Origin of the sequence: Brucella lupini (genome assembly GCF_002252535.1) — a bacterium.
Taxonomy (GTDB): domain Bacteria; phylum Pseudomonadota; class Alphaproteobacteria; order Rhizobiales; family Rhizobiaceae; genus Brucella; species Brucella anthropi.
Map to the genome: position 1 here is coordinate 237841 of NZ_NNRN01000053.1, position 22710 is coordinate 260550.

A 22710-nucleotide genomic window follows, 5' to 3' on the forward strand; every position below is an offset into this window, starting at 1 on the left:
TTGCGACACATGAATGATGCAGACCGCCATCACAATCGATCAGGACTATCTCGTAACACGGCTCAAGGCGCTTCTCGCCATACCGAGTCCGACCGGGTTTACCGACGAAGCCGTGCGTTATGTTGCGCGCGAGCTGGAGCATCTGGGACTTGAGGTTATGCTGACGCGCCGGGGGGCTATTCGCGCGCGCAGGGTGGGCCTGACGGAGAGACCGGCGCGCGGGATCGTATCGCATGTCGATACGCTCGGCGCGCAGGTAAAATATCTGAAGGAAAACGGACGGCTGGAACTGGTTTCCATCGGTAACTGGTCAGCGCGTTTCGCTGAAGGTGCCCGCGTTTCCATCTTTTCGTCCAAAGGAATTTATCGCGGTTCGATCCTGCCGTTGAAAGCTTCCGGCCATACATTCAATGACGAAGTCGATACGCAGCCGGTCGGCTGGCCTTATGTCGAACTCCGCGTCGATGCGCTCGCCCGAAATCGTGATGATCTGCTGCAGCTCGGTATCGATGTCGGTGACATAGTTGCTGTCGATCCCGCGCCCGAATTCATCGATAATGGCTTTATCGTCTCGCGTCACCTTGATGACAAGGCAGGCGTTGCAATCATGCTTGCGGCCCTCGAAGCGATGCAGAGAGCCAATGTGGAAACGCCGGTCGATAGCTATTGGCTGTTCACCATCGGCGAGGAAGTTGGAGTGGGTGCCTCTGCGGTCGTTGTGCCGGATATTGCCTCGCTGGTCGCCATCGATAATGGCACGACTGCGCCGGGCCAGAATTCATCGGAATTCGGCGTCACGCTTGCCATGGCGGACCAGACCGGACCGTTCGATTACCATCTGACGAAGAAACTTTACGAGCTTTGCGGAGAGCATGACATTCAGGTCCAGAAGGATGTGTTCCGTTATTACCGTTCTGATGCCGCGTCTGCGGTTGAGGCCGGGCATGATGTGCGTACGGCTTTGCTGACCTTCGGTGTCGATGCCTCGCATGGTTATGAGCGCATTCATCTAAGCGCTCTGACTTCCATTGCAAAACTTGCAGTTCATTATGCAATGAGCGAAGTCGAGATCAAACGCGATGCCGAGGAAACCGCCAAGGGCCTCAAGGGTTTCACGCATCAGAAATCGACCAAGGCAGAGCAGGATTTGAGACCCGAGGATACGCCTGCGGAATAGGCTCTGAACTTTCTGAAATCGCGAGCGGGCTCAGGCCCGCTTTTTTTGTCTCGCAAAAATTAATTATGATAATTCATTGATGATAGTTGATTTATGCCTATAAATTAGAGTCTGACGGATTTGACAAATGAAGGGGAACCCCATGAGAAGGTTATTCCGTGCCGTCCTGACTGCTATGGCGCTTTCGGTCGCCGGGGCGGGCACAGTCGCGCTGGCCCAAACGCCGCCCAATGTGCTGATTGTCGGGCAGATTGCAGAGCCGCAATCGCTCGATCCGCATACAGTCACGGCCACCAATGATTTCCGCATCCTCGTCAATATTTATGACGGCCTTGTGCGCTACAAGGACGGAACGCTGGAAGTAGAACCGGCACTGGCGGAAAGCTGGACGATTTCGGACGACGGCAAGACCTATACGTTCAAGCTGCGTCAAGGCGTGAGGTTCCATGACGGTTCGGATTTCAATGCCGAAGCGGTCAAGTTCAACTTCGACAGAATGCTAAAGGAAGACCATCCCTTCTATAACACCGGCCCATTTCCGCTTTCGTTCAATTTCTCGTCCATCGATGCAGTCAATGTGCTCGATGAACACACTGTCGAGTTCAAGCTGAAGGAGCCTTTCGCTCCATTTCTTTCCAATCTGGCCTATCCGACCGGCCTGATCGTGTCGCCGGAAGCGGTCAAGAAATACGGTAAGGAATTTGGCCGTCATCCATCCGGAACCGGTCCGTTCAAGTTCGCGGAATGGCAATCCGGCCAGCGTGTGGTGGTGGAGCGTAATCCCGACTATTGGGACACAGCGCCAGCATTGGAAGCAGTTGTGTTCCGCCCGATCACGGATGCCAATACCCGCGTCGCGGAGATGATGGCAGGCGGGCTGGATGTCATGGTGGAAGTGCCGCCGGATAATCTTGCCACCTTCAAACAGGACGCGAATTTCGCGGTTGCCGAACAGGCGGGCCCCCATGTCTGGTTTACCATCCTGAACGCGAAGAGCGGTCCATTCGCGGATAAGAAAGTGCGTCAGGCGGCGAATTATGCGGTTAACAAGCAAGGCCTCGTAGATAATGTGTTGCAGGGTTCCGCAACTGTTGCTGCGGGGCCGATCCCACCTGCCTTCAACTGGGTCGAGAACAAAACCGAACCCTATCCCTATGATCCTGAAAAGGCCAAGGCGCTCCTTGCCGAAGCTGGTGCAAGCAATCCCGAAGTCACGTTCTATGTGACCGAAGGCGGTTCTGGCATGCTTGATCCAATCACGATGGGTGCCGCAATCCAGGCCGATCTTCAGGCTGTGGGCTTCAAGGTCAAGATTGAAACCTATGAGTGGAACACGTTCCTTGGCAGGGTCAATCCGGGGCTGGATGGCAAGGCCGATATGGCCGAGATGGCATGGATGACCAATGATCCGGACACGGTGCCTTATCTGACGCTTCGCAGCGACGCACTGCCGGACAAGGGCGGTTTCAATTCCGGTTACTATTCCAACCCCAAAGTGGATGAGCTTCTGGAAAAGGCGCGGTCATCGACCGATCAAACCGAGCGTGGCAAGCTTTATGGCGAAGTGCAGAGCATTGTCCATGACGATGCACCATGGCTGTTCGTGGCGAACTGGAAGCAAAACGCAGTCACGACCGCTGCCGTCAAGGGTTTCAAGTTGCAGCCGTCCTTCCTGCTGCATTTGAAAGACGTAACCAAGGAATAAGCAGGGAGGGCATTTATGCCAGCCTATATCCTCAAGCGACTTTTGGCCGTTGTTCCTGTGTTGCTCGGGCTCTCGATCATCGTTTTTCTCGTCATGGCGATGATCCCCGGTGATACGGCAACCGCCTTGCTCGGATCATATGCGACGCCGGAAAATGTCGAGCGGATCAATCGCGATCTCGGTCTCGACAAGCCGTTGCTGCAACAATACTTCATCTGGATGGGCAATCTCCTGCATGGAGATTTCGGGCGTTCCTTCGTGCTCAATCGTCCGGTTCTGGATGAGGTTATGGAGCGCTTTCAGGCGACACTCGTGCTTGCAGGCGTAGCACTGGTACTGTGTTCAGTCTTCGGCCTGCTCGCGGGCATCGTTTCGGCGGTACGCCAGTTCGGCTGGGCGGACAGGACGATCACTTTCATCGTGCTTGCCGGAATTTCCATTCCCTCATTCTGGCTGGGGTTGCTTCTGATCTATCTCTTTGCAGTTCATTGGCGCATTCTGCCAGCGTCCGGCATGTATGCTGTTTATGGCGGCGGTGACCTGAAGGATCTGCTCTGGCATCTGATCCTGCCTGCCACGACGCTGGCCGTGGTAGCGGCAGGCGTGATCGCACGTCTGACCCGCGGCGCGATGCTGGAAGTGCTTCGCCAGGACTATATCCGGACAGCCCGGGCCAAGGGTCTCAACGAACGTCGCGTGATATACGGTCATGCGTTTCGCGCCGCACTTGTCAGCGTCATTCCTGTGATCGGTATTCAGGCGGGATTTGTGCTGGGCGGCGCCGTCTACATCGAAACCGTGTTCCAGTGGCCCGGTATTGGCGCCATGCTGGTGAAAGCCATTTCCACCCGCGATATCTTGCTGGTGCAGGGTGGCGTACTTGTGGTTGCCGCGAGTTATGTCCTTTTCAATCTGCTCGCTGATGTCATCCAGACCATGCTCGATCCAAGGATACGCTCATGAGCGCGCTTCCAGAAATTTCTGCCGCGCCAACGGCGGTCCGCATGTCATCATGGCGGCTCCTGATGAGCAATCGACTGGCGGCTTTCGGTTTTTTTATGCTGGTCCTGATCTGCCTCGTCATTCTGCTGGCCCCGGTTCTCCCGCTTCCCAATCCTGACGCGACTTCTCCCGCAATGCGATTGAAACCCGTGTTCAGCGAGGGACATCTTCTTGGAACGGATCAGCTCGGGCGCGATATATTGAGTCGTGTCATATGGGGCACGCGGGTGTCTGTCGCAGTAGGATTTGCAGCGACGCTGATCGCAGCGATTGTTGGCTCGGCAATCGGTCTCGTGTCCGGCTATGCGGGCGGACGAACCGACAATTTGATGATGCGCGGCATCGATATGCTGATGGCATTTCCTTATATCCTGCTGGCGCTGGCTATCGTGGCAGTGCTCGGGCCGGGCCTGATGAATGCGCTTTACGCGATTGCGGTGGTCAATATTCCGTTCTTCGCGCGTAATGTTCGCGGGGTTACGCTTGGTCTCGCGCATCGTGAGTTTATTGATGCTGCCCGGCTCTCCGGGAAAAGTCCGGTTTCGATCCTGTTGAGCGAAGTGCTGCCCAATGTGCTGCCGGTTATCGTCATTACCATGTCGACCACGGCGGGCTGGATGATCCTCGAAACGGCGGGCCTGAGCTTCCTCGGTCTTGGCGCGCAGCCGCCGCAGGCCGATCTCGGCTCCATGCTCGGCGAGGGCCGCGCGCAACTGTTCAACGCCCCGCATGTCTCCATCGTGCCGGGATTGATGATCTTCCTGCTGGTCATCAGTCTCAACGTATTGGGAGATGGGGTGCGCGATGTTCTTGATCCGCGATTGCGGTCAGGCGCGCTGGGGCGGCCAGGCTCGATAACCGATATTGCCAAGGACCGGTCATCGCCCATGATCAAGGTTAGCCAAAAAGCTCTTTCTATTGCCGGTCTCGAAACGGGCTTCGTCAATGGCGGGCATTTTACCCCCGCTGTCCGCAGCGTTTCACTGGAACTTGAACGCGGCGAATGTCTCGGCCTGATCGGGGAGAGCGGATCGGGCAAAAGCGTGACCGCCCTATCAGTAATGGGCCTCGTGGCGTCCCCGCCCGGACTTATCCGCAACGGCGCGATCTATCTGGGCGACCGGGACGTTCTTTCAATGTCTGAAACCGAGTTGACGGCGGCACGGGGCTCAAGAGTTGCTTATGTGTTTCAGGACCCACTGACGACGTTGCATCCTATGTATCCGGTCGGTCGGCAGGTCGAGGAAGCAATTGCAGCGCATCGGCGGATTGGAGCCAGTGAGCGGCGAGAACAGGCGATTGTGCTTCTTGACAAGGTTGGCATTCCGGATGCAGCGGAACGGGCCAATCACTATCCGCACCAGCTTTCAGGTGGCCAGCGTCAACGTGTCGGCATTGCCATGGCTCTGGCCAATGATCCCGATATCATCATTGCGGACGAGCCGACCACGGCGCTCGATGTCACGGTGCAGGCGCACATTCTCGAGCTGCTACGCGATCTCCAGCGCGAGCGCGGCATGGCTCTCCTGTTTATCACCCATGATTTTGGAGTGGTTTCGGAGATTTGTGACCGCGTGGCAGTGATGAAAGACGGCGAGATTGTCGAGACGGGTACAACTTCGGCAGTTCTGTCTAATCCGCAGCACAGCTATACGAAACGCTTGATAGCTTGCGTTCCCGAACTTGGGCAGGGCGCCGACTTTCTGGAACGTGTGGCTGGTCTCTTCAAGCGCGAAAACGGGAAGGCGGCAGGATGAGCGGAAATGCGATCAGCGTTCGCGATCTCACCAAAATCTTCGGTGGCGGACGAACACTTCTGGGCAAAGAGCGTCACAAGGTCGAGGCGGTTAAAAATGTTTCGTTCGATCTTGGAAGCGGTGAGACACTGGCGATTGTCGGTGAAAGCGGATCGGGCAAAAGCACGCTCGCCAGAATGCTCGTCGGGCTGACAGAGCCGACGGGCGGTACAATGACGATTGCTGGACGCGATGCGCATGAACTGCGAAATTCCGGTGCTCGGGCATTCGGCAAGGTCATACAATATGTGTTTCAGGATCCTGTCGCTTCACTCAATCCCAGAAAGACGATCCGACAGATACTGGAAACACCACTGAAGCTTCTGGGCGGGCTGGATTCAGCTCAGTGCCAGCAACGCATGATCCAGTTGCTGGACGCCGTTCAGATGCCCAAGGATACGCTGGAACGATATCCGCACGAATTCTCCGGCGGGCAGGCGCAACGTATCGCCATCGCGCGCACGCTGGCCGCTGAAGCGGAAATCGTGGTGCTCGATGAACCGGTTAGCGCGCTTGATGTCTCAGTTCAGGCACAGGTTCTTCTGCTTCTGGATCAACTGAAGAAAGAGTTTGGTCTCTCCTATCTCTTCATCAGTCATGACCTTGCCGTGGTGGAAGCCATCTCCGACAGGGTTGCGGTTATGTATTTCGGAGAAATCGTTGAGGAAGCAACTGCAAGCGCTCTTTTTGCCAGACCTGAACATGCCTATACACGACAACTCGTGGAAAGCGCGCCGCGCATCAGGAGAGAGTAGCAAGATATGGTCAGAATGGGCCGGAATTCCGATCACGAACCGCAATCGCGCGCGAGGGCGGCAAAGGTCCGTCGGCGACCGGAAGAGATTGCCGACCGTATCAAGGATGTTATCCGTTCCGATGCATTGAGGCCGGGAGATCGACTGCCACAGGAAAAGGAACTGATTGACCAGTTCAAGGCCGCCAAGGGCACTGTCCGCGAAGCGATGAAGGCGCTGGAGACGCAGGGTCTGATTTTTACGCGCAGCGGTCCCGGCGGCGGGGCTTTTGTGGCCGAACCTTCCGCCCAGCACGCAATGGAAATGCTTGGCAGCTATTTCTTTTTCGATCAGCCGAGCCTTGCCGAAGTTTACGCTATCCGTAAGCTTCTCGAACCAGAGGTTGCTGCTCTCTTGTCCGGCAGATTGACTGGTGACGACATTGCTCGGCTGGAAAATGCGATGCGGGTCTATGATCGCCCGCCGGTCGATCTTGATGATCAATATCGCCAGCGCATTGCGGAACTGGATTTCCATTCCTTGCTGGCACAGCTTTGTCCGGACCGTCTGTTGGGCTTCATCTGCGGATTGACCCACAATCTGTTGCGAAGCCTGCCAATAGCGCGCGCAATCTATGCTGATCCGACACCGGCTTCGCGCGAAGAAGGACTTATCTTCCAGCACCGATTGCTCGCAGCGCTTGTCGAAAATCGCAGCGAGGATGCACGCCGTATAACGTTTGAGCATATGGTTTCCGCTGAAAACTATATGCTTTCCAAGGCGAATTTAGTCGGAAAAGCCACATAGCGGAAACGAAAAAGTTGGGAACAATCCCGGCGCTCCCGCATTTGCAATTATGCAGGCCGCCGCCTTAACAGATGCGACGGCCTCATTTGTTTATGAATGACAATGGAGGTTTCGACCCTTTTTATGTGTGGTATTTGCGGAGAAGTCAGGTTTGACGGTGGTTCGCCGTCAGTTTCGGCAGTCTCGAAAATGGCGGATGTACTCAGTCCTCGCGGGCCCGATGCATCCGGGATTGTGATCCGGGGCAATATCGGCTTCGGGCATCGAAGATTGAGAATCCTTGATCTTTCCGAAAAATCGCAGCAACCGATGATCGACGCCGACCTCGGTTTGACGCTTGTGTTCAATGGCTGCATCTATAATTTCCGCGAATTGCGCACAGAGCTGGAACAGAAGGGCTACAAGTTCTTCTCCGACGGTGACACAGAAGTCATTCTCAAGGCATGGCATGCATGGGGCGAAAGCTGTGTAACGCGTTTTCTTGGCATGTTTGCTTTCGCCATTCACGAACGTGATACCGGCAGGGTTATCCTCGCGCGTGATCGGTTCGGCATCAAGCCGCTCTATATTGCCGAGGCGGAGGGTGCCTTGCGGTTCGCCTCTTCCTTGCCTGCTCTGGTTAAGGCAGGCGGCATCGACACCTCGATAGACCGCGCGGCCTTGCACAATTACATGAGTTTTCATGCCGTCGTGCCGCCACCGCGCACGATCTATAATGGTGTTCGAAAGCTCCCCCCGGCGACGATCCGTGTCTATGAACCGAATGGGCGTTTCGCTGACCGCATCTATTGGCAGGCGCCTTATCGCCGACTGCCCGGCGACGGCGCGTTGAGCCGCGAGGAATGGCAGGAGCAATTGCTCGCTATGCTGCGTGTCGCAGTCAAGCGCCGGATGATTTCCGACGTGCCGGTCGGCGTGCTTTTGTCCGGCGGGGTGGATTCCAGCCTGATCGTCGGTCTGCTTGCTGAGGCAGGTCAATCGGGCCTGATGAGTTTTTCAGTTGGCTTTGAGGAAGCAAACGGGGAAAAAGGCGACGAATTTGTCTATTCCGATCTGATCGCCGAACATTTCGGCACCGAACATCATAAGATCTTTGTGCCTTCTGCAGACCTCATGGACGCCTTGCCGGGAACGATCGCGGCAATGTCCGAACCAATGGTGTCCTATGATAATGTCGGCTTCTACCTTCTTTCCAAGGAAGTTTCGAAGCATATCAAGGTTGTCCAGTCGGGACAGGGCGCGGATGAAGTGTTCGGCGGCTATCACTGGTATCCACCGCTAGTCGATTCTAACGATGTCGTCAGCGACTATGCCAAAGGGTTCCGTGACCGCTCGCACGACGTTCTCGCCACGCAGCTATCGCCGGAATGGATGCCGGAACGTGATTACAGTCAGGACCTTCTGGAAGAACATCTGCTGCAGGATGGAGCGGATACGCCTGTCGACCGCGCGCTACGGCTCGACACCAATGTGATGCTCGTGGACGATCCGGTCAAGCGCGTGGACAACATGACGATGGCTTGGGGGCTTGAAGCGCGGGTGCCATTTCTGGATCATGAATTGGTCGAGCTTGCCGCCCGCATTCCGCCGGAGGAAAAACTGCGTGACGGCGGCAAGGGTATCCTAAAGGATGTGGCGAGAAAGGTCGTTCCAAGCGAAGTGATTGATCGCAAGAAGGGATATTTCCCGGTTCCGCAGCTCAAATATATCGATGGCCCTTATCTCGATATGTTGCGAGACGCCCTCTCTTCACAAAAGGCGAGGGAGCGCGGGCTTTTCCAGCGCGATTATCTTGAACGCCTGTTTGCAAAACCGTCCGAACACATAACGCCGTTGCGCGGTTCTGAGCTTTGGCAGGCCGGCCTCCTTGAAATGTGGCTGCAAACGCAGGAGGCATGAAATGCGGAAAACCGGTGAGGTGGATATGACCCGGCAGAAAGCGAAAGGTCGCAAAGCCTTTTCGCACCGTCTTACGCGCTTGCGTACACCTGAAAGCGCAGGCTTTTATCAGGAACATGCGCACGGCCATGACAAAGCGGGAAGCGAAGATCGCAAGCAGGATGTGGTTGTCGATTGCGGCTGGGGCCGACTACTCTTCGCGCAGACCTTCGAGACCAATGAAGCCATAGTGGAAGCATTGCGGGGGGAAGCGCCAGCGAGCCGCGATATCGTCTTTTACGTCAGCGATCCTCACGTACTGCTGTCACTCGCACCACATGAGATATTTCTCGATCCGTCGCATACATACCGGATTGAACTTGCGACCTATCGACCGGGCGGGCGACGGATACGTGGCATCACCATACGTCGCGCAGTCTCCGAAGTGGACGCGGAAGGCATCAACGCTGTTTACGCGGCCTGTGGCATGGTTCAGCTACGTCCCGACTTTTTTTCATCGGAGCGAGACAACCGTGCTGTTACCTATTTTGTGGCTCAGGACGATGCTACCGGCGAAATTGTTGGCACCGTAACTGGCATCGACCATCAGCGCCTTTTCGATGATCCTGATCGCAGTGCTTCGCTTTGGTGTCTTGCAGTTCATCCTCAAGCACGGCAGCCGGGTATTGGTGAAAAACTGGTCCGAAAACTTGCCGAGCATTTTCAGGCTCGCGGCTTGAGCCATATCGATCTCTCGGTTCTGCACGATAATGAGAATGCCATAAGGCTCTATGAAAAGCTGAAGTTTCGTCGCGTTCCGCTCTTCGCGATAAAGCGTAAGAACGCAATCAACGAGAAATTTTTCGCCTCGCATCTGGAAACCTTCGATGCGCTCAATCCCTATGCTCGCATAATCGTGGATGAAGCGGTGCGTCGTGGTATTCAGGTTGAAATAACCGATGCTGAAGGCGGCTTTTTCCGCCTCTCCTATGGCGGGCGTTCCGTCCATTGCCGTGAGAGCTTGTCTGAAATGACATCGGGTGTAGCGATGTCAATCTGCGACGACAAGGCTGTGACGCGGCGCGTCGTCGAGAAGGCTGGTCTGATAGTGCCGGAGCAGATTGCCGCCGAAGCGGACGATGATGCGCTGGAAGCTTTTCTAAAACGTCACGGCAAGCTGGTGGTGAAACCAGCCCGGGGCGAACAGGGAAGAGGAATTTCTGTCGGCATATCGACCATGAAAGACCTGCGAACGGCAATCAAACAGGCGCGAACCGTGTGCGACCGCGTGCTGCTGGAGGCGTGTTTTGAAGGTGAGGACCTTCGGCTGGTGGTTATCGACTACCAGCTCGTTGCCGCTGCGGTTCGTCGCCCGCCACGCGTTGTCGGTGACGGCAAGGCAACCATCCGCAAGCTTATCGAGATACAATCGCGCAGACGCGCTGCGGCGACTGGCGGAGAAAGCCGCATACCGGTCGATACGGAAACGAAAAGGTGTCTTGAGGAACAAGGCCTGTCGCTCGATTACGTTCTGGAAGATCATCGTGAAATCACAGTGCGCAAGGCGGCCAATCTACATACAGGCGGTACGATCCACGACGTGACAGCGACTGTTCATAGAAACCTTGTCGATGCTGCCTGTAAGGCTGCGCGTGCAATCGGCATTCCCGTTGTCGGGATCGATTTTATGGTCAAGCAGCCCGAAAAGCCGGACTATATTTTCATCGAAGCCAATGAGCGTCCCGGCCTTGCCAACCACGAACCGCAACCGACTGCAGGCAAGTTTGTCGATTTGCTTTTTCCGGGCTCAAGATAATGATAGTTTAGAGATGTCTAAACTATGGAATGTTCGCCGGAAAGTCTCTCCGGCGAACTTGAAACTATGCAACCCGCAAACAATATGCTGTATTTTAGCTATTGAGGAAATTTTAAGCAGAAACTGTACTCAGCAAATCAATTCTCGATTGTAATGGAAAAATTCATTTTTCATTTGGTTTCTGCCTCTATCCCTTTACGACAGGGGGCTCGGGCGGAAAAGGTTGATCGAACCGCATTCACGCCTGAGCGGAAAAGGGCTGAAAATGGATACGCGGGGGCAAAGCAGCAAGAATGTGCCGCTGGCAGTCGATCTGGACGGAACTCTGGTTTCGACCGATCTGCTGTGGGAGGGTATTTTTCTTCTTTTGAAGAGGAACATCCTGTTCGTCATCATGCTGCCGGTGTGGCTGTTCTCAGGCAAGGCATATCTCAAGCGACAGGTGGCTGAGCGCGTAACGCTCGATGCATCGCGACTTCCCTACCGAACCGAGTTTCTGGAGTTTCTGCGTAGCGAACATGGGTCGGGGCGGACTTTGGTGCTGGCAACAGCTGCTGCTGAACCGATGGCCAAGGCTGTTGCGTCTGAGCTTGGGATTTTCAGCGCTGTCTATTCAACATCCGGTACGACCAATCTTTCGGCACAGCGCAAGGCTGATCTGCTTGTCGAGCACTATGGGCGACAGGGATTCGACTATGCCGGAAATGATCGTGATGACCTGCCTGTTTTCGATGCAGCCCGACAGGCGATCGTTGTCGCACCTGATCGTGCAGCGGCACATTTCCAGAAGCAAACTGGTTGTGAACTTTTCAGTGCCGAAAAACCAACTATTCGAACCTATGCTCGTATGCTCCGCGTTCATCAGTGGCTAAAGAATCTGCTCGTCTTTGTCCCGGCCATTCTGGCGCATGACATAATGAAGCCAGACGTGTTGATTGCAACTTGCCTGGCATTCGTGGCCTTTTCTGCGGCATCGTCTGCGATCTATATCGTCAATGATATTGTCGATCTTCCGGTGGATCGAAGACATGTGCGAAAAAATCAGCGACCTTTTGCACACGGAAAGATATCCATTCCCTTTGGCCTAAGCGTTGCGGCCCTGTTGTTGCTTCTGACGGCTTTCGTCTGCTTTTTCCTTCCGCCCGCCTTTACGCTTGCAATCGTCACCTATCTGTTTTTCACGACCGCCTATACCTTCGCCTTGAAACGCATGTTGTTGGGAGACGTGATTTGCCTCGCGGGACTTTACAGCCTGCGGCTATTGGGAGGGTCGGCGGCTTCCTATATCCCGCCATCGTTCTGGCTGATGGCCTTTGCCATGTTCTTCTTTCTGTCGCTGGCGCTGGTGAAGCGTTATGTCGAACTGCAGGGCGCTACCGTGACAGAAAAGGACCGGATTTTGGGGCGAGGCTACCGTCCGGAAGATCGCGATATTGTCGGACAGTGTGGGGTCGCAGCCGCGTTTACCGCAGCGCTGGTTTTGGCACTCTATATCAATAGCGATGCCGTCAAGACGCTCTACACCTATCCCTGGCTGATATGGCCGCTCGGTCCGATCGTACTCTATATCAACGTGCGTGTGTGGATATTGGCGCATCGCGGCGACATGGATGACGACCCGGTCCTCTTCATTGCGAGGGATTGGCGCAGTCAGGTCGTCATCGCGCTTGGCGCGGTGCTGCTTCTTGTGGCTGGTATGCGCTGATGGAACAATCCTTCGACAGTTTCGGACGTATTAACCGGCGAAGCCGGCAATACCTTCGGCTGGAGAGACTGGAGACTGATTTCACGCGAGCCTTGCCCGGCGATGCAAGCCTGTTGCCATTCGGAAATGGTCGCTCCTACGGTGATAGCTGCCATAATGATATGGGCTTTCTCGTGCCCATGCAGGCGCGGAAAAAGATACTACTCTTCGATCCAGATACGGGATTGCTGACGGCTGAGAGCGGCGTGTTTTTGAGTGAAATCGTCACCCATGTTACTCCGCATGGCTATTTCCTCCCTGTCACGCCGGGCACGCAGTTTGTGACGCTCGGCGGCGCCATTGCCAATGACGTGCATGGTAAAAACCATCACCGGCAGGGTACTTTCGGGTGTCATGTTGAAAGGCTGGAACTGCTTCGTTCGGACGGCGTCTACTACAGATGTTCCGATACGGAGCACATTGATCTGTTTCGGGCAACCATCGGTGGAATGGGACTAACCGGATTAATTCTTCGCGCAACGATCCGGCTCAAGCGGGTCGGCGGTCTCGATGTCGAGGAAAAGGTTCTGCCCTTCGCCAACCTTGATGCTTATTTTGATATGGCCGGGGTGGCCGATCATGAAAATGAATATGCTGTTGCCTGGGTCGATCAGCTCTCCGATGGCCGGGGCTTGCTGATGGTCGGTAATCATGTTGCCGCGCCGAATGGCTCTATTTCGATCGCTGGGCGGTTTGGCGTGCCGGTTGAATTGCCATTCTCGCTGTTGAACAAGACAAGCCTGTCGCTTTTCAATGCGGCCTATTTCCAGCGCAAGAGGCGGCTGAAAACAGCGCGTATAGTGCCGTATCAAAGCTTCTTTTATCCACTCGACGGAGTGAGAAACTGGAACAGGATTTACGGCCCGGCAGGGCTCTACCAGCATCAAAGTGTAATTCCGTTCGAAGCAGCCCGAAAGATCGTTCCAGCGATGCTTGAGGCAAGTCGCAATGCAGGACAGGTCTCCTTTCTGACGGTACTCAAGCGTTTCGGTTTGATGAAGTCTCCCGGTCTCATGTCATTTCCGATGCCGGGATATACGCTGACGATGGATTTCCCCAATCGTGGCCACACAACGCTGGAATTGCTGAACCGTCTGGACCAGATGACTGTTGAAGCCGGTGGCCGGGTCAATCCATATAAGGACCAAAGGATGAGCGCAGAGGTTTTTGCTGCAAGCTATCCGCGCTGGCGCGATTTCGAGGCCTTTCGCGACAAGGCTTTCAATTCCAATTTCTGGCGCCGGACCGCATTGATGCTCGGCGCTGCAGGTTAGGAAACGTGATGAAATATATTCCCTTCATCCTGTTCACAGTCATGACCAATGCTGCCGCGCAGTTGATGTTGAAATATGGCATGCTGACGCTCGGGCCGATCAGCTTTTCAGCCGAAACATTGATCCAGCGCATATTCCAGATTGTCTTCAATCCCTGGATTTTTGCCGGTTTGCTCACCTTCGTGATCTCGATGGCGTCGCATCTTTACGTGCTGTCGAAAGTGGATCTTTCGTTTGCCTATCCGTTCCTCAGTCTTGCCTATGTCGCGGTCGCTCTGTTCGCCTGGCTTTTGTTCAAGGAGGAACTTGGCGCCTACAAGATTGCGGGAATTGCGTTCATCTGCATCGGGACAGTGCTGATCGCACAAAGCGGCAAGCCGTCCGAACCGCAGGCGGAGACGCATGTGAACCAGCAGACGCATAGTTGAACGGGGGCAGTACGATGAGACATGTAATCTTCGGTGGCGACGGTTTTGTCGGGCGCTATCTTGCTCCAAAGCTACTTGCCGATGGTCACGAGGTCCTTGTCGCGGATATCGTGAAAAGCGATCTGCCACACTATACTGATGCCGCTTTCATCGCGACTGATGTGACCGATCCGGAAGCAATCCGCAGGCTTGGTATCCGCGCAGACGACATGGTCTATAACCTGTCCGCCAAAATGCTTTCACCAATTCAGGTCCGGGCAAAGCGGCACGACTTCTTCTTTCCCGTCAATTATTACGGGACGGCGAACATCATCAAGGCGATGGATGTGGCTGGTGCCAACAAGCTCGTCCATTTCACCACCGATATGGTGTACGGGCACACCTATGTCTGGCCGCAGAAAGAAGACCATCCGTGCAAGCCGCTCGGTGAGTACGGCCTGTCAAAACTGAAAACCGAAGAACTCGCCATTAAATGGCGCGTGCGGGGCATGAATATCTCCCTGTTTCGTCCTCGTCTTATCATTGGACCGGGCCGTCTCGGCATTCTGGAAAAGCTGTTCAAGCTGATTGATTACAATTTGCCGGTGCCGATGATCGGCTCGGGCAGGAACCCTTACCAGTTCATTTCGGTGTTCGACTGTGCGGAGGCGGCACGTGCCGCTTTCAAGGCTGGTGTTCCAAACGAGGCCTATAATCTCGGCTCGCTCAATCCGCCTCCTGTCCGCAAACTGCTTGGTGATCTGATCAGCCATGCAGGTTCGAAATCTATTTTGTTGCCAACACCCGCCTGGGCGGTGAAACGCACGCTGGATCTGCTGGACTGGATGAACATGCCGATCATGGACCCGGAGCAATATCTGATTGCCGACGAAATGTGTGTTCTCGATGTCTCGAAGGGCGAGCGCGAGCTTGGCTGGATACCGCAATATCGTGATGAGGATATGCTGATCGCGGCTTACAGCGAATATCGCAAGAAAATCGGCGCGGCATCATCGGATGTGCGGGCTTCCGAAACGGCATAGAGGCAGAAATGAACAAGACCAATACAACGCCGAAGCCGAAGCTGTTGACGGTTGCCGAGGCGAAAGCGCTCGATCTGCCACGGATGACGGAGCTGTTTACCACTCACCTCAATCCAGGCCAGCTTCACTTCATGAAGCTGCTCGGCTTTCACAAGGTGAAGATCGAACGCGCTGAAGGCATGTATTATTATGATCAGAATGGGCGCGCCATTCTCGATTTTTTCGGCGGGTTCGGATCGCTGGCTTTTGGCCATAATCACCCGCGTATTCTCGAAGCACGGCGTCAGTTTCAGGAAGAAATGCGCCACGAGATTGCAATCGCCTTCATGTCGCAATATGCGGCCGCTCTTGCTTATGACATTGCGGCTTGCTCGCCGGGCGATCTCGACATGGTGTTTCTGGGGTCTTCCGGTTCTGAGGCGATGGAAGCCGCGATCAAGGTCGCAGAGCGCGCCGCAGGTCCTAAAAAGCCCAAGATCGTCTATGCGGAAAATTCGTTCCATGGCAAAACGAAGGGTGTTCTGTCCATCACTGATGGTGGGCTATATCGTGGCGAATTCAAGCTGGTCGATAACACCGTTCGGGTTCCCTTCGGTGACATTGCAGCCATTGAAAATGCGTTTCGCTCTGACCCCGAGATCGGGGTGATTGTGCTTGAAACGGTGCAAGGTGGTGGCGGTATCATTCAAACTGATGCACAGTTCTGGCAAAAGTTGCGAAGCCTTTGCGACCAGTATGGTGTGATCTGGGTTGCCGATGAAGTGCAATGTGGGTTGGGACGAACCGGGAAATTCTATGCTTTCGAGCATTATGGCGTCATACCGGATGTCACCGCACTGGCGAAGTCGCTTGGCGGTGGAAAGACCGCAATGGCCGCCATGATCGCGCGGCGCGACGTCTACATGAAGGCTTACGGCACGCCCAAGACGGCGATGATCCATGCGATGGCGACTTTTGGCGGGATTGGCGAAGCCTGCGTTACGTCGATTGAAGCTCTGAACGTTCTTTACGACGAGCATCTGATTGATAACGCAGCCGATGTCGGGGAATATCTTCTGGATCGGCTGCACGAACTGCAGAGCCGCTATCCTGCGCTTTTGAAAGATGTGCGCGGGAAGGGGATGATGGTGGGGCTGGAGTTCCATGATTTTTCCCAGACGATGCCGGTCGTGCTGCGACCAGTCCTGGCAATGCTTGATGAAAAACTGAAAGGTTCACTTCCCGGCTTTATTGGCAGCCATCTGCTGCGCGATCATGGGGTTCTGGTCGCCTTTACTGAATATAATCGAAACGTCATCCGTCTTGAGCCGCCGCTGATCTGCGGGCGGGAGCATGTGGACGTATTCATCAAGGCGCTGGATGAGGTCCTTTCACGCGGCATCGTCCGGATTGTGCGGGATTTCGTCAAGGCTCAGATCAAATGAGCCGTTTCTGATTACGGAATAAAGCCGGGGCGAAGCAGCAAATCCCAACAGGGGTTCAAAGCGACGACGGCGCGATCCTGCAGTGCTTCGGCATATATTTTCTGCAAGGCAAGACGATTGGTCGTCGTCGGACATTTCGGGCGCAATATGCCGTCTGTTGCTTCTACGGCAGCCTTCGTTTCCTTGGATAACGCCGGGACAGTGCGGAAGGGGTCGGCGCCGATCTGGATATGCCGTGTCGCATCGCGATCCAATATCCATGCAAACGGATTGACGAAGTCGAGCGACATGATGCCTTGCAGGCGAACGTTGTTCCGGGTCTCGAAGGATTTCAGATCCTTCACCATCCGGTTTGCAGAAACGAGCCAGTAGACCTGGAAATCGATTTCTGAATAAAGCTGCCAGCTAGGTAGTTGGCCTTGCGCTGCCAGCGCGTCATAGGCTGCATTGTTTTCCGGGTAGTGGGTTTCGAAAAGCTCTGCCCGCTGCAGGAAATCGGGCCGGGTCAACACCTGCCCGAGGTTCTTCAGTTCCGGGAAGGACGGTTGCACATAAGTCGGGGCTACGGCAACGGCGCGCAGGGTACGGTGCGCAACCTTGGTGAATGTCGGGAGGGCACAGAAGGCAGCGAGCACGACGAAGGCGATTTTGAGCTTCTCGGTGTCGGCTTTTATCCGCTGAAAAATCATAAGCAGGATGGGCCAAAGGAATATGAATTCCTGACTTCCGGTGTTCTGTGTCTCAAGGATGATGCCACCCAGAAGCCCAACGGCGAGCCAGACCGAACTCCGGTCGAAAAAGCGATTGTGTTTGCCGGAATGGAACTGTTCATTCCAGAAAAGAATGAGAACAAGGATCGTCGCTGGCAGAATGACGTCCAGCTTCAACGATATGACGGTCAGGAAACGCGGCAGCAGGGCTTCTTCGTTCAGGGCGATCAATGAGGCGATATCGCGAATATATCCGCCGATAATCCCATTGTACAATTCAAGGACGAACAGAAATGCAACGGTAATGGCGGCGGCCAGCAGAACGTTGCGTATAGAGATTCGTCCAGCGAGAAGTGCCGCAAGCCCGAACAGTCCACCTGCAAGAAAGCCCGTGACCTTCATCAAGAACAAGGCGAGCATCACTGCCGCACAAAACAGCGCGAGCTTTGCGCCGTTTCGCATAAACAGCAATCCGCACATCAGCACGTAGAGCAAAAGCGATGTATGGCGGTTATAAATGCCAAACCCATCCAGTCCGGGGTAGGGATAAAAGCTTTGTGTATTGGCCGGAAAGATTGCGAAAACTAGAAATGGAACAAGGATCAGAAATCCGGTTATTCGATTATGGGGGGAAAGCTCTGTCAGTACCCATGCCATCAGAGGGGCTGCAACGACCAATATTGACCATTGAACGAGCAAAAGCGGTTGTGCCTGTGGGAACAGGGAGTGTCCCCATGCAAAAAGATAGTAGCCAAGCGGTCCGACAGGCGTGGAAAAGTCTACACCGGGAATCTGGTCCATTCTTATGCGCTGGGCTGCGTCGAAGTAGATGTAGCTGTCCCAGTACATTGGCCCAATGGGGGCATTGAGCCTGAATGACAGAAGCGCGATCAGCAGAACGAGAACAAAACCTAGCCAGAGCATAGGCGCGCATAGCAGCGTCGGTCTGGCCGATTTGAAGGTCGTGCTGAAGAACATGGAACCCCGCTCCCTCGTGCATCACGCGCAGAAATTACCTGCAAACCCTTAAAACTACTGAAATAGCCACAGGCTCACCTGATTGGGCACAAATTTCCGATATGTGTGAAGAGCTTTCCAGAAAAGAGAGCGCCCACTGCACTGGGAGGAGGAATGTGCAGTGGGCGGATCTATAAAGCGCGATTGGGAGGAGGAGTATCGCGCTTTGGGTTCGGTTTTTGGGAGGAGGAGTAAAACCGAACAAGCCCAAGATAGGAATAAGGGCCGCTGCTTACAAGGGGCAACGCTGCAATGCAGATATGCATTTTTGGGTAGCTAAAAAAGAAACCGCCCCGCAGCGGTCTAGCGCGCTGGGGCGGTACTCCCTCCTCCAAGTGAGAGGAACAATAACCGTGCTCATGGAGAAAGCAACCCCTTAATAAAACTCTATAAATTTCAGAAAATACTGAAATTTGTGTAGGGTTATTGGGTGATAGTCATTCAGGTTCCATCCGGTACAAGAGCATTTTAATTGCACTGCAGGACTGAACTATACCCGATCTTTAATAGTGTTTAGTCGAACAGTTGCAGACGCGGAAAAGTTCGTTGAGATAGGTTTCTCAACCATTGGCTGATATTGTTCACCAGATTTTCAAGTGTGCGTGCAGATTGTCTATTTATTTTCGTCAAAGCTGTGAGTAAGTTCTTCTATCTTCTTCGATTGGGGGCTTTCGGGGGAGATATGCCGCCTCAGCGCGTTCATTCGCTGCGAGGCGGTTTTCATTTGGATCTGTTGAAAGTGCATATCAGCAATGCAAGCTTGTTGATTGAGTAGGCCGGCTGAACGGGTTATTAAAAAAACGTCCGGTTCACTCCTCCTCCCAAGAACCGGACCCAAAGCGCGATACTCCTCCTCCCAATCGCGCTTACAGATTAAGCCCACAACGTTCTCCTCCTCCCGAGCGTTGTGGGCTTTTCTATATTCTACTCACGTAATTTTTCAGGCTGGAACGTATTGTTAGTTCCAGAATCGGAGCTAACGTTCCATTTTCCCTGTGCGTGCACTCCTGAGAGCTCGCCCGCCTCGCGCCCCTAAGCCCCCCGCCCAAACGCGAGGCGGTTCCTTTGAGCGGAACCTTCCAGAAGATTTATATTTCAGTGTTTCCGTCAGGGATTATTCCCACTGAATAAAGCTGCGTTCGAAGAGGAATGAAAGCGATCAGAAAGATCGCTGTTGCTTCGTTGGGTTATACTCATTTGCTGCGTCGGCTAGGTTGGCTGATAGGGCGTGTGAAGATTCCTCATGGCGCAGATTGTTCATGGAATTCTTGACGCAGTGTCGACAATACCAGAAACTGATTTAGTTGATCTGCAATTCCGGAACAATTAGAAGAAATATACTTTAAAAAGAATCGGATAAGGTTCGGCAGCTTTCCACTTGCTACAAGTTATTCTGATTTTTGGCTAAATAAAAATATATTATAAAATTATAATACATTACGTAGCGTCATATTTGATTGGAAATTAATTTTATATTTTCTGCGTTGTCTTCTGTGGATGGGTGAAGAAACGATGATTATCGATCCTGATATCCGTTTACAATCAAGAATAAGCTGAGTCGTTTCCAGGCTGGAGGCGCTTTCGGCTGTTCAGGTGGGCACAATGTTGCGTTCTGTGTCTGGAGGCTAATGCCTCGTCGATAGTTATGCTTTGATCGTCAAAAGGGACCGGCCGCTTCAGCAATGGGGGCGTTCTGGCTTCAGAAATTAACCATCTGTTAACCATTGCGCATATAGACCGGATAAACCGTTTTTTAACCAAGATGAATCAAGTGCTAACACAGTCTCGTCCAATCCGTTTGAAAGGGAGATCCTTTCTTGCGCTGGTACTCTCGCCTGAACTGCCGCTCGATGGCTGGCTCGACAAGCTGGACGATCTTGCAGCCCGTTCCGTGGGTTTCTTTCTGAATCGCCCGATCGTTCTCGATCTGGAGAACGTTTCGATCGAGCGTCCGCAATTGGTTCAATTGCTTGAGGATTTGGTTAAACGTGGTGTCTGGATCACGGGCTTTGAAAATGCGCGGCCCTCTCTGCTGGGGCCAGGCATGCCGCCAGCGATGCGTGGCGGACAACCTGCCGCAGATTTCGACCCGGAGATCACAGAACCGAAGTCGCAGGAGCGCACTCCGGTGGCACCCGCATCGGTACAACTCGTCAAGGCCGTTCCGTCCATGGTGGTTACCGAGCCGGTACGGTCTGGTCAGTCGGTCTACTTTCCGGACGGCGATGTAACGATTGTTGGTTCTGTAGCGTCCGGTGCGGAAGTGGTGGCTGGTGGCTCGATCCACGTTTATGGCGCGCTGCGCGGTCGTGCGATGGCTGGGACAGCCGGAAATGCCGATGCGCGCATTTTCTGTCGCAAGATGGAGGCAGAACTCGTTGCCATCGACGGTCTTTACAAGACGGCCGAAGACATGGAGAGCCGATTGCGCGGACAGGCAGTCCAGCTCTGGCTCGACGGCGATTACATGATGGCCGAAACGCTAAACTAGCATGTTTCCCAAACGGCCGAACAGCCTTGGGAAAATGCTGGTCCAGACAAATTGTCAGGGCACTTTTGAGTGCTGAAAAAGAAAAGCAGAGCATTTCATATCCCGGGTAACGAATGCTCTGGAGGCGCGCGGGAGATACAGGAGACAAATATGGCAAAAGTGATTGTTGTAACTTCCGGTAAGGGTGGCGTTGGCAAAACGACATCAACCGCTGCAATCGGCGCTGCGCTGGCGCAACGCGGTGAGAAGACAGTCGTTATCGACTTCGATGTTGGTCTGCGTAACCTTGACCTCGTCATGGGGGCTGAACGTCGCGTCGTGTTCGATCTGGTTAATGTCATTCAGGGTGACGCAAAGCTTCCGCAGGCTTTGATCCGCGACAAGCGCCTTGAGACACTGTATCTGCTGCCTGCCTCCCAGACGCGCGATAAGGATAACCTGACCACTGATGGCGTCGACCGCGTCATGGAAGATCTCAAGAAGGAGTTCGACTGGATCATTTGCGATAGCCCCGCCGGGATCGAACGCGGTGCCACACTCGCCATGCGTCATGCGGATATGGCTGTGGTTGTCACGAATCCTGAAGTGTCGTCTGTGCGCGATTCCGACCGTATCATCGGTCTGCTGGATGCCAAGACACTCAAGGCCGAACGTGGCGAACGTGTGGAAAAGCATCTCTTGCTGACCCGTTATGACCCGGTACGCGCCGAGCGCGGCGACATGCTGAAGGTTGATGACGTTCTCGAAATTCTGTCCATTCCGCTTCTGGGTATTATTCCGGAAAGCCAGGACGTTCTGCGGGCATCCAATATTGGTTCCCCCGTAACGCTCGCCGATCAGCGCAGTGCGCCTGCATTGGCTTATCTCGACGCAGCCCGCCGCCTTGCCGGCGAAGAAGTGCCGATGACTGTTCCATCCGAAAAGCGCGGCCTTCTTGGTAAACTTTTCGGAAGGAGAGCGGCATGAGCCTGTTTCGTTTCTTCAGCAAGCCTGCCTCCGCGCCGCAAGCGCGCGAACGGTTGCAGGTTCTGCTCGCCCATGAAAGGGCGTCACACGAACATTCCGATCTTGTTGCGGTATTGCGGGAGGAAATTCTCGCCGTTATCGCCAAGCATATCCAGATTGATCGCGACAAGGTCAGCGTGAAAATGGATCGAGGTGACCAGATGTCGACGCTCGAAGTCGATATCGAGCTTCCGTTGAAAACAAAAGCGAAGGTGCGGGCAGCCTGATTAAAGCACAATCCGACCGGAGTGAAACGAAGGTCGATAAGATTATGCTTACAATAGAAAAGGTTAGAGCGCCGATCTGATTTAATCGGATCGAAATGCATTCTAACACCAGTCTTGCGGATAGCCAGAAAGATGGAGGGAAAACCATGAACCGCGGTGCACTTCTCACCAGATTGAAGGAGCTTCAGGAGCTTCCAAAGTTTCAGAAGCGGGATATCTGTACCATAAGCGCTTTCCTGCAGCTTGAGGCACTGGCTGAACATGTCAGAGTCTGCGAAGAGGCAGCGGGCGTTGCACAAACGGGGCAGGATCATTGATCCTGCCTTTTCCTTGTAGGATTGAGCTTTCCTGAACACTCATAGCGTGTGTTCTCGGCAGATCAAGATTGTTGCGTGTTTACGGCACGGCGAAAAACATCTGCAAATAGCAGCCGAGAAAGGCAAGGGCGATCAG

The 22710-nt window shown here is 54.2% G+C and carries 18 protein-coding genes; 17 read left to right on the forward strand and 1 reads right to left on the reverse strand.

The window, feature by feature from the left end; all coding sequences use genetic code 11:
* Positions 1-16: 16 nt before the first annotated feature.
* The 13 genes from CES86_RS17990 (at position 17) to CES86_RS18050 (ending at position 16807) form a co-directional block, all read left to right on the forward strand.
* Positions 17-1177: an osmoprotectant NAGGN system M42 family peptidase gene (locus CES86_RS17990; protein ID WP_029928050.1), complete on the forward strand. Its 1161-nt coding sequence runs from the start codon at positions 17-19 to the stop codon at positions 1175-1177.
* A 142-nt stretch (positions 1178-1319) separates the two neighbouring features.
* On the forward strand, positions 1320-2882 hold the full coding sequence (locus CES86_RS17995; protein ID WP_029928048.1) for an ABC transporter substrate-binding protein: 1563 nt from the start codon (positions 1320-1322) through the stop codon (positions 2880-2882).
* Positions 2883-2897: 15 nt separating this feature from the next.
* Positions 2898-3845 (forward strand): ABC transporter permease, encoded by a 948-nt coding sequence (locus tag CES86_RS18000; RefSeq protein WP_029928046.1) that lies wholly within the window; start codon positions 2898-2900, stop codon positions 3843-3845.
* The gene (locus CES86_RS18005) at positions 3842-5641 is read left to right on the forward strand and encodes a dipeptide/oligopeptide/nickel ABC transporter permease/ATP-binding protein (protein ID WP_029928045.1); all 1800 of its coding nucleotides are present in this window, start codon (positions 3842-3844) and stop codon (positions 5639-5641) included. Before CES86_RS18000 ends, CES86_RS18005 begins: the two co-directional genes overlap by 4 nt.
* A complete protein-coding gene (locus CES86_RS18010) occupies positions 5638-6435 on the forward strand; it encodes an ATP-binding cassette domain-containing protein (protein ID WP_029928043.1) in 798 nt (265 codons plus the stop codon). The genes CES86_RS18005 and CES86_RS18010 overlap by 4 nt, the downstream gene beginning before the upstream one ends.
* Positions 6436-6441: 6 nt before the next feature.
* Positions 6442-7221, forward strand: a complete 780-nt coding sequence (locus tag CES86_RS18015; protein WP_029928040.1) for a FadR/GntR family transcriptional regulator — start codon at positions 6442-6444, stop codon at positions 7219-7221.
* A 123-nt stretch (positions 7222-7344) separates the two neighbouring features.
* Positions 7345-9120, forward strand: coding sequence for an N-acetylglutaminylglutamine amidotransferase (locus tag CES86_RS18020; RefSeq protein ID WP_029928038.1), 1776 nt, complete (start codon positions 7345-7347; stop codon positions 9118-9120).
* A gap of 1 nt (position 9121) precedes the next feature.
* Positions 9122-10915: an N-acetylglutaminylglutamine synthetase gene (ngg, locus tag CES86_RS18025; protein WP_029928037.1), complete on the forward strand. Its 1794-nt coding sequence runs from the start codon at positions 9122-9124 to the stop codon at positions 10913-10915.
* A gap of 265 nt (positions 10916-11180) precedes the next feature.
* A complete protein-coding gene (locus tag CES86_RS18030; RefSeq protein ID WP_029928035.1) occupies positions 11181-12620 on the forward strand; it encodes a UbiA family prenyltransferase in 1440 nt (479 codons plus the stop codon).
* Entirely contained in the window at positions 12620-13933 is a 1314-nt protein-coding gene (locus tag CES86_RS18035) for an FAD-binding oxidoreductase (protein WP_094515050.1), read from the forward strand. The genes CES86_RS18030 and CES86_RS18035 overlap by 1 nt, the downstream gene beginning before the upstream one ends.
* A gap of 8 nt (positions 13934-13941) precedes the next feature.
* The gene (locus CES86_RS18040) at positions 13942-14361 is read left to right on the forward strand and encodes an EamA family transporter (protein WP_010660930.1); all 420 of its coding nucleotides are present in this window, start codon (positions 13942-13944) and stop codon (positions 14359-14361) included.
* Positions 14362-14375: 14 nt separating this feature from the next.
* Entirely contained in the window at positions 14376-15383 is a 1008-nt protein-coding gene (locus CES86_RS18045; protein WP_029928030.1) for an NAD-dependent epimerase/dehydratase family protein, read from the forward strand.
* Positions 15384-15391: 8 nt separating this feature from the next.
* Positions 15392-16807 carry an aspartate aminotransferase family protein gene (locus CES86_RS18050; RefSeq protein ID WP_094515051.1) on the forward strand — a complete coding sequence of 472 codons (1416 nt, stop codon included), beginning with the start codon at positions 15392-15394 and terminating at the stop codon, positions 16805-16807.
* Positions 16808-16818: 11 nt separating this feature from the next.
* Here CES86_RS18050 and CES86_RS18055 read toward each other — a convergent pair whose 3' ends face one another.
* Positions 16819-18495, reverse strand: coding sequence for a hypothetical protein (locus CES86_RS18055; RefSeq protein ID WP_051686657.1), 1677 nt, complete (start codon positions 18493-18495; stop codon positions 16819-16821).
* 1801 nt (positions 18496-20296) lie between these two features.
* Here CES86_RS18055 and minC point away from each other — a divergent pair.
* The 4 genes from minC (at position 20297) to CES86_RS27585 (ending at position 22574) form a co-directional block, all read left to right on the forward strand.
* Positions 20297-21025 (forward strand): septum site-determining protein MinC, encoded by a 729-nt coding sequence (gene minC, locus CES86_RS18070; RefSeq protein ID WP_010660935.1) that lies wholly within the window; start codon positions 20297-20299, stop codon positions 21023-21025.
* 150 nt (positions 21026-21175) lie between these two features.
* Complete coding sequence (gene minD / locus CES86_RS18075) at positions 21176-21991, forward strand: septum site-determining protein MinD (RefSeq protein ID WP_010660936.1); 816 nt, start codon at positions 21176-21178, stop codon at positions 21989-21991.
* Positions 21988-22257 carry a cell division topological specificity factor MinE gene (minE, locus tag CES86_RS18080; RefSeq protein WP_006468449.1) on the forward strand — a complete coding sequence of 90 codons (270 nt, stop codon included), beginning with the start codon at positions 21988-21990 and terminating at the stop codon, positions 22255-22257. The genes minD and minE overlap by 4 nt, the downstream gene beginning before the upstream one ends.
* A gap of 146 nt (positions 22258-22403) precedes the next feature.
* Positions 22404-22574 (forward strand): hypothetical protein, encoded by a 171-nt coding sequence (locus tag CES86_RS27585; RefSeq protein ID WP_010660937.1) that lies wholly within the window; start codon positions 22404-22406, stop codon positions 22572-22574.
* Positions 22575-22710: the final 136 nt, after the last annotated feature.

What these genes read in the sequence shown, in the direction of transcription:
- CES86_RS18055 (WP_051686657.1), bottom strand. Translation starts at nt 18,495, where the DNA reads ATGTTCTTCAGCACGACCTTCAAATCGGCCAGACCGACGCTGCTATGC.
- CES86_RS27585 (WP_010660937.1), top strand. Translation starts at nt 22,404, where the DNA reads ATGAACCGCGGTGCACTTCTCACCAGATTGAAGGAGCTTCAGGAGCTT.
- minD (WP_010660936.1), top strand. Translation starts at nt 21,176, where the DNA reads ATGGCAAAAGTGATTGTTGTAACTTCCGGTAAGGGTGGCGTTGGCAAA.
- CES86_RS17990 (WP_029928050.1), top strand. Translation starts at nt 17, where the DNA reads ATGCAGACCGCCATCACAATCGATCAGGACTATCTCGTAACACGGCTC.
- CES86_RS18050 (WP_094515051.1), top strand. Translation starts at nt 15,392, where the DNA reads ATGAACAAGACCAATACAACGCCGAAGCCGAAGCTGTTGACGGTTGCC.
- minE (WP_006468449.1), top strand. Translation starts at nt 21,988, where the DNA reads ATGAGCCTGTTTCGTTTCTTCAGCAAGCCTGCCTCCGCGCCGCAAGCG.
- CES86_RS18035 (WP_094515050.1), top strand. Translation starts at nt 12,620, where the DNA reads ATGGAACAATCCTTCGACAGTTTCGGACGTATTAACCGGCGAAGCCGG.
- CES86_RS17995 (WP_029928048.1), top strand. Translation starts at nt 1,320, where the DNA reads ATGAGAAGGTTATTCCGTGCCGTCCTGACTGCTATGGCGCTTTCGGTC.
- CES86_RS18015 (WP_029928040.1), top strand. Translation starts at nt 6,442, where the DNA reads ATGGTCAGAATGGGCCGGAATTCCGATCACGAACCGCAATCGCGCGCG.
- CES86_RS18030 (WP_029928035.1), top strand. Translation starts at nt 11,181, where the DNA reads ATGGATACGCGGGGGCAAAGCAGCAAGAATGTGCCGCTGGCAGTCGAT.
- CES86_RS18045 (WP_029928030.1), top strand. Translation starts at nt 14,376, where the DNA reads ATGAGACATGTAATCTTCGGTGGCGACGGTTTTGTCGGGCGCTATCTT.
- CES86_RS18005 (WP_029928045.1), top strand. Translation starts at nt 3,842, where the DNA reads ATGAGCGCGCTTCCAGAAATTTCTGCCGCGCCAACGGCGGTCCGCATG.
- CES86_RS18040 (WP_010660930.1), top strand. Translation starts at nt 13,942, where the DNA reads ATGAAATATATTCCCTTCATCCTGTTCACAGTCATGACCAATGCTGCC.
- CES86_RS18020 (WP_029928038.1), top strand. Translation starts at nt 7,345, where the DNA reads ATGTGTGGTATTTGCGGAGAAGTCAGGTTTGACGGTGGTTCGCCGTCA.
- CES86_RS18000 (WP_029928046.1), top strand. Translation starts at nt 2,898, where the DNA reads ATGCCAGCCTATATCCTCAAGCGACTTTTGGCCGTTGTTCCTGTGTTG.
- CES86_RS18010 (WP_029928043.1), top strand. Translation starts at nt 5,638, where the DNA reads ATGAGCGGAAATGCGATCAGCGTTCGCGATCTCACCAAAATCTTCGGT.
- minC (WP_010660935.1), top strand. Translation starts at nt 20,297, where the DNA reads ATGAATCAAGTGCTAACACAGTCTCGTCCAATCCGTTTGAAAGGGAGA.
- ngg (WP_029928037.1), top strand. Translation starts at nt 9,122, where the DNA reads ATGCGGAAAACCGGTGAGGTGGATATGACCCGGCAGAAAGCGAAAGGT.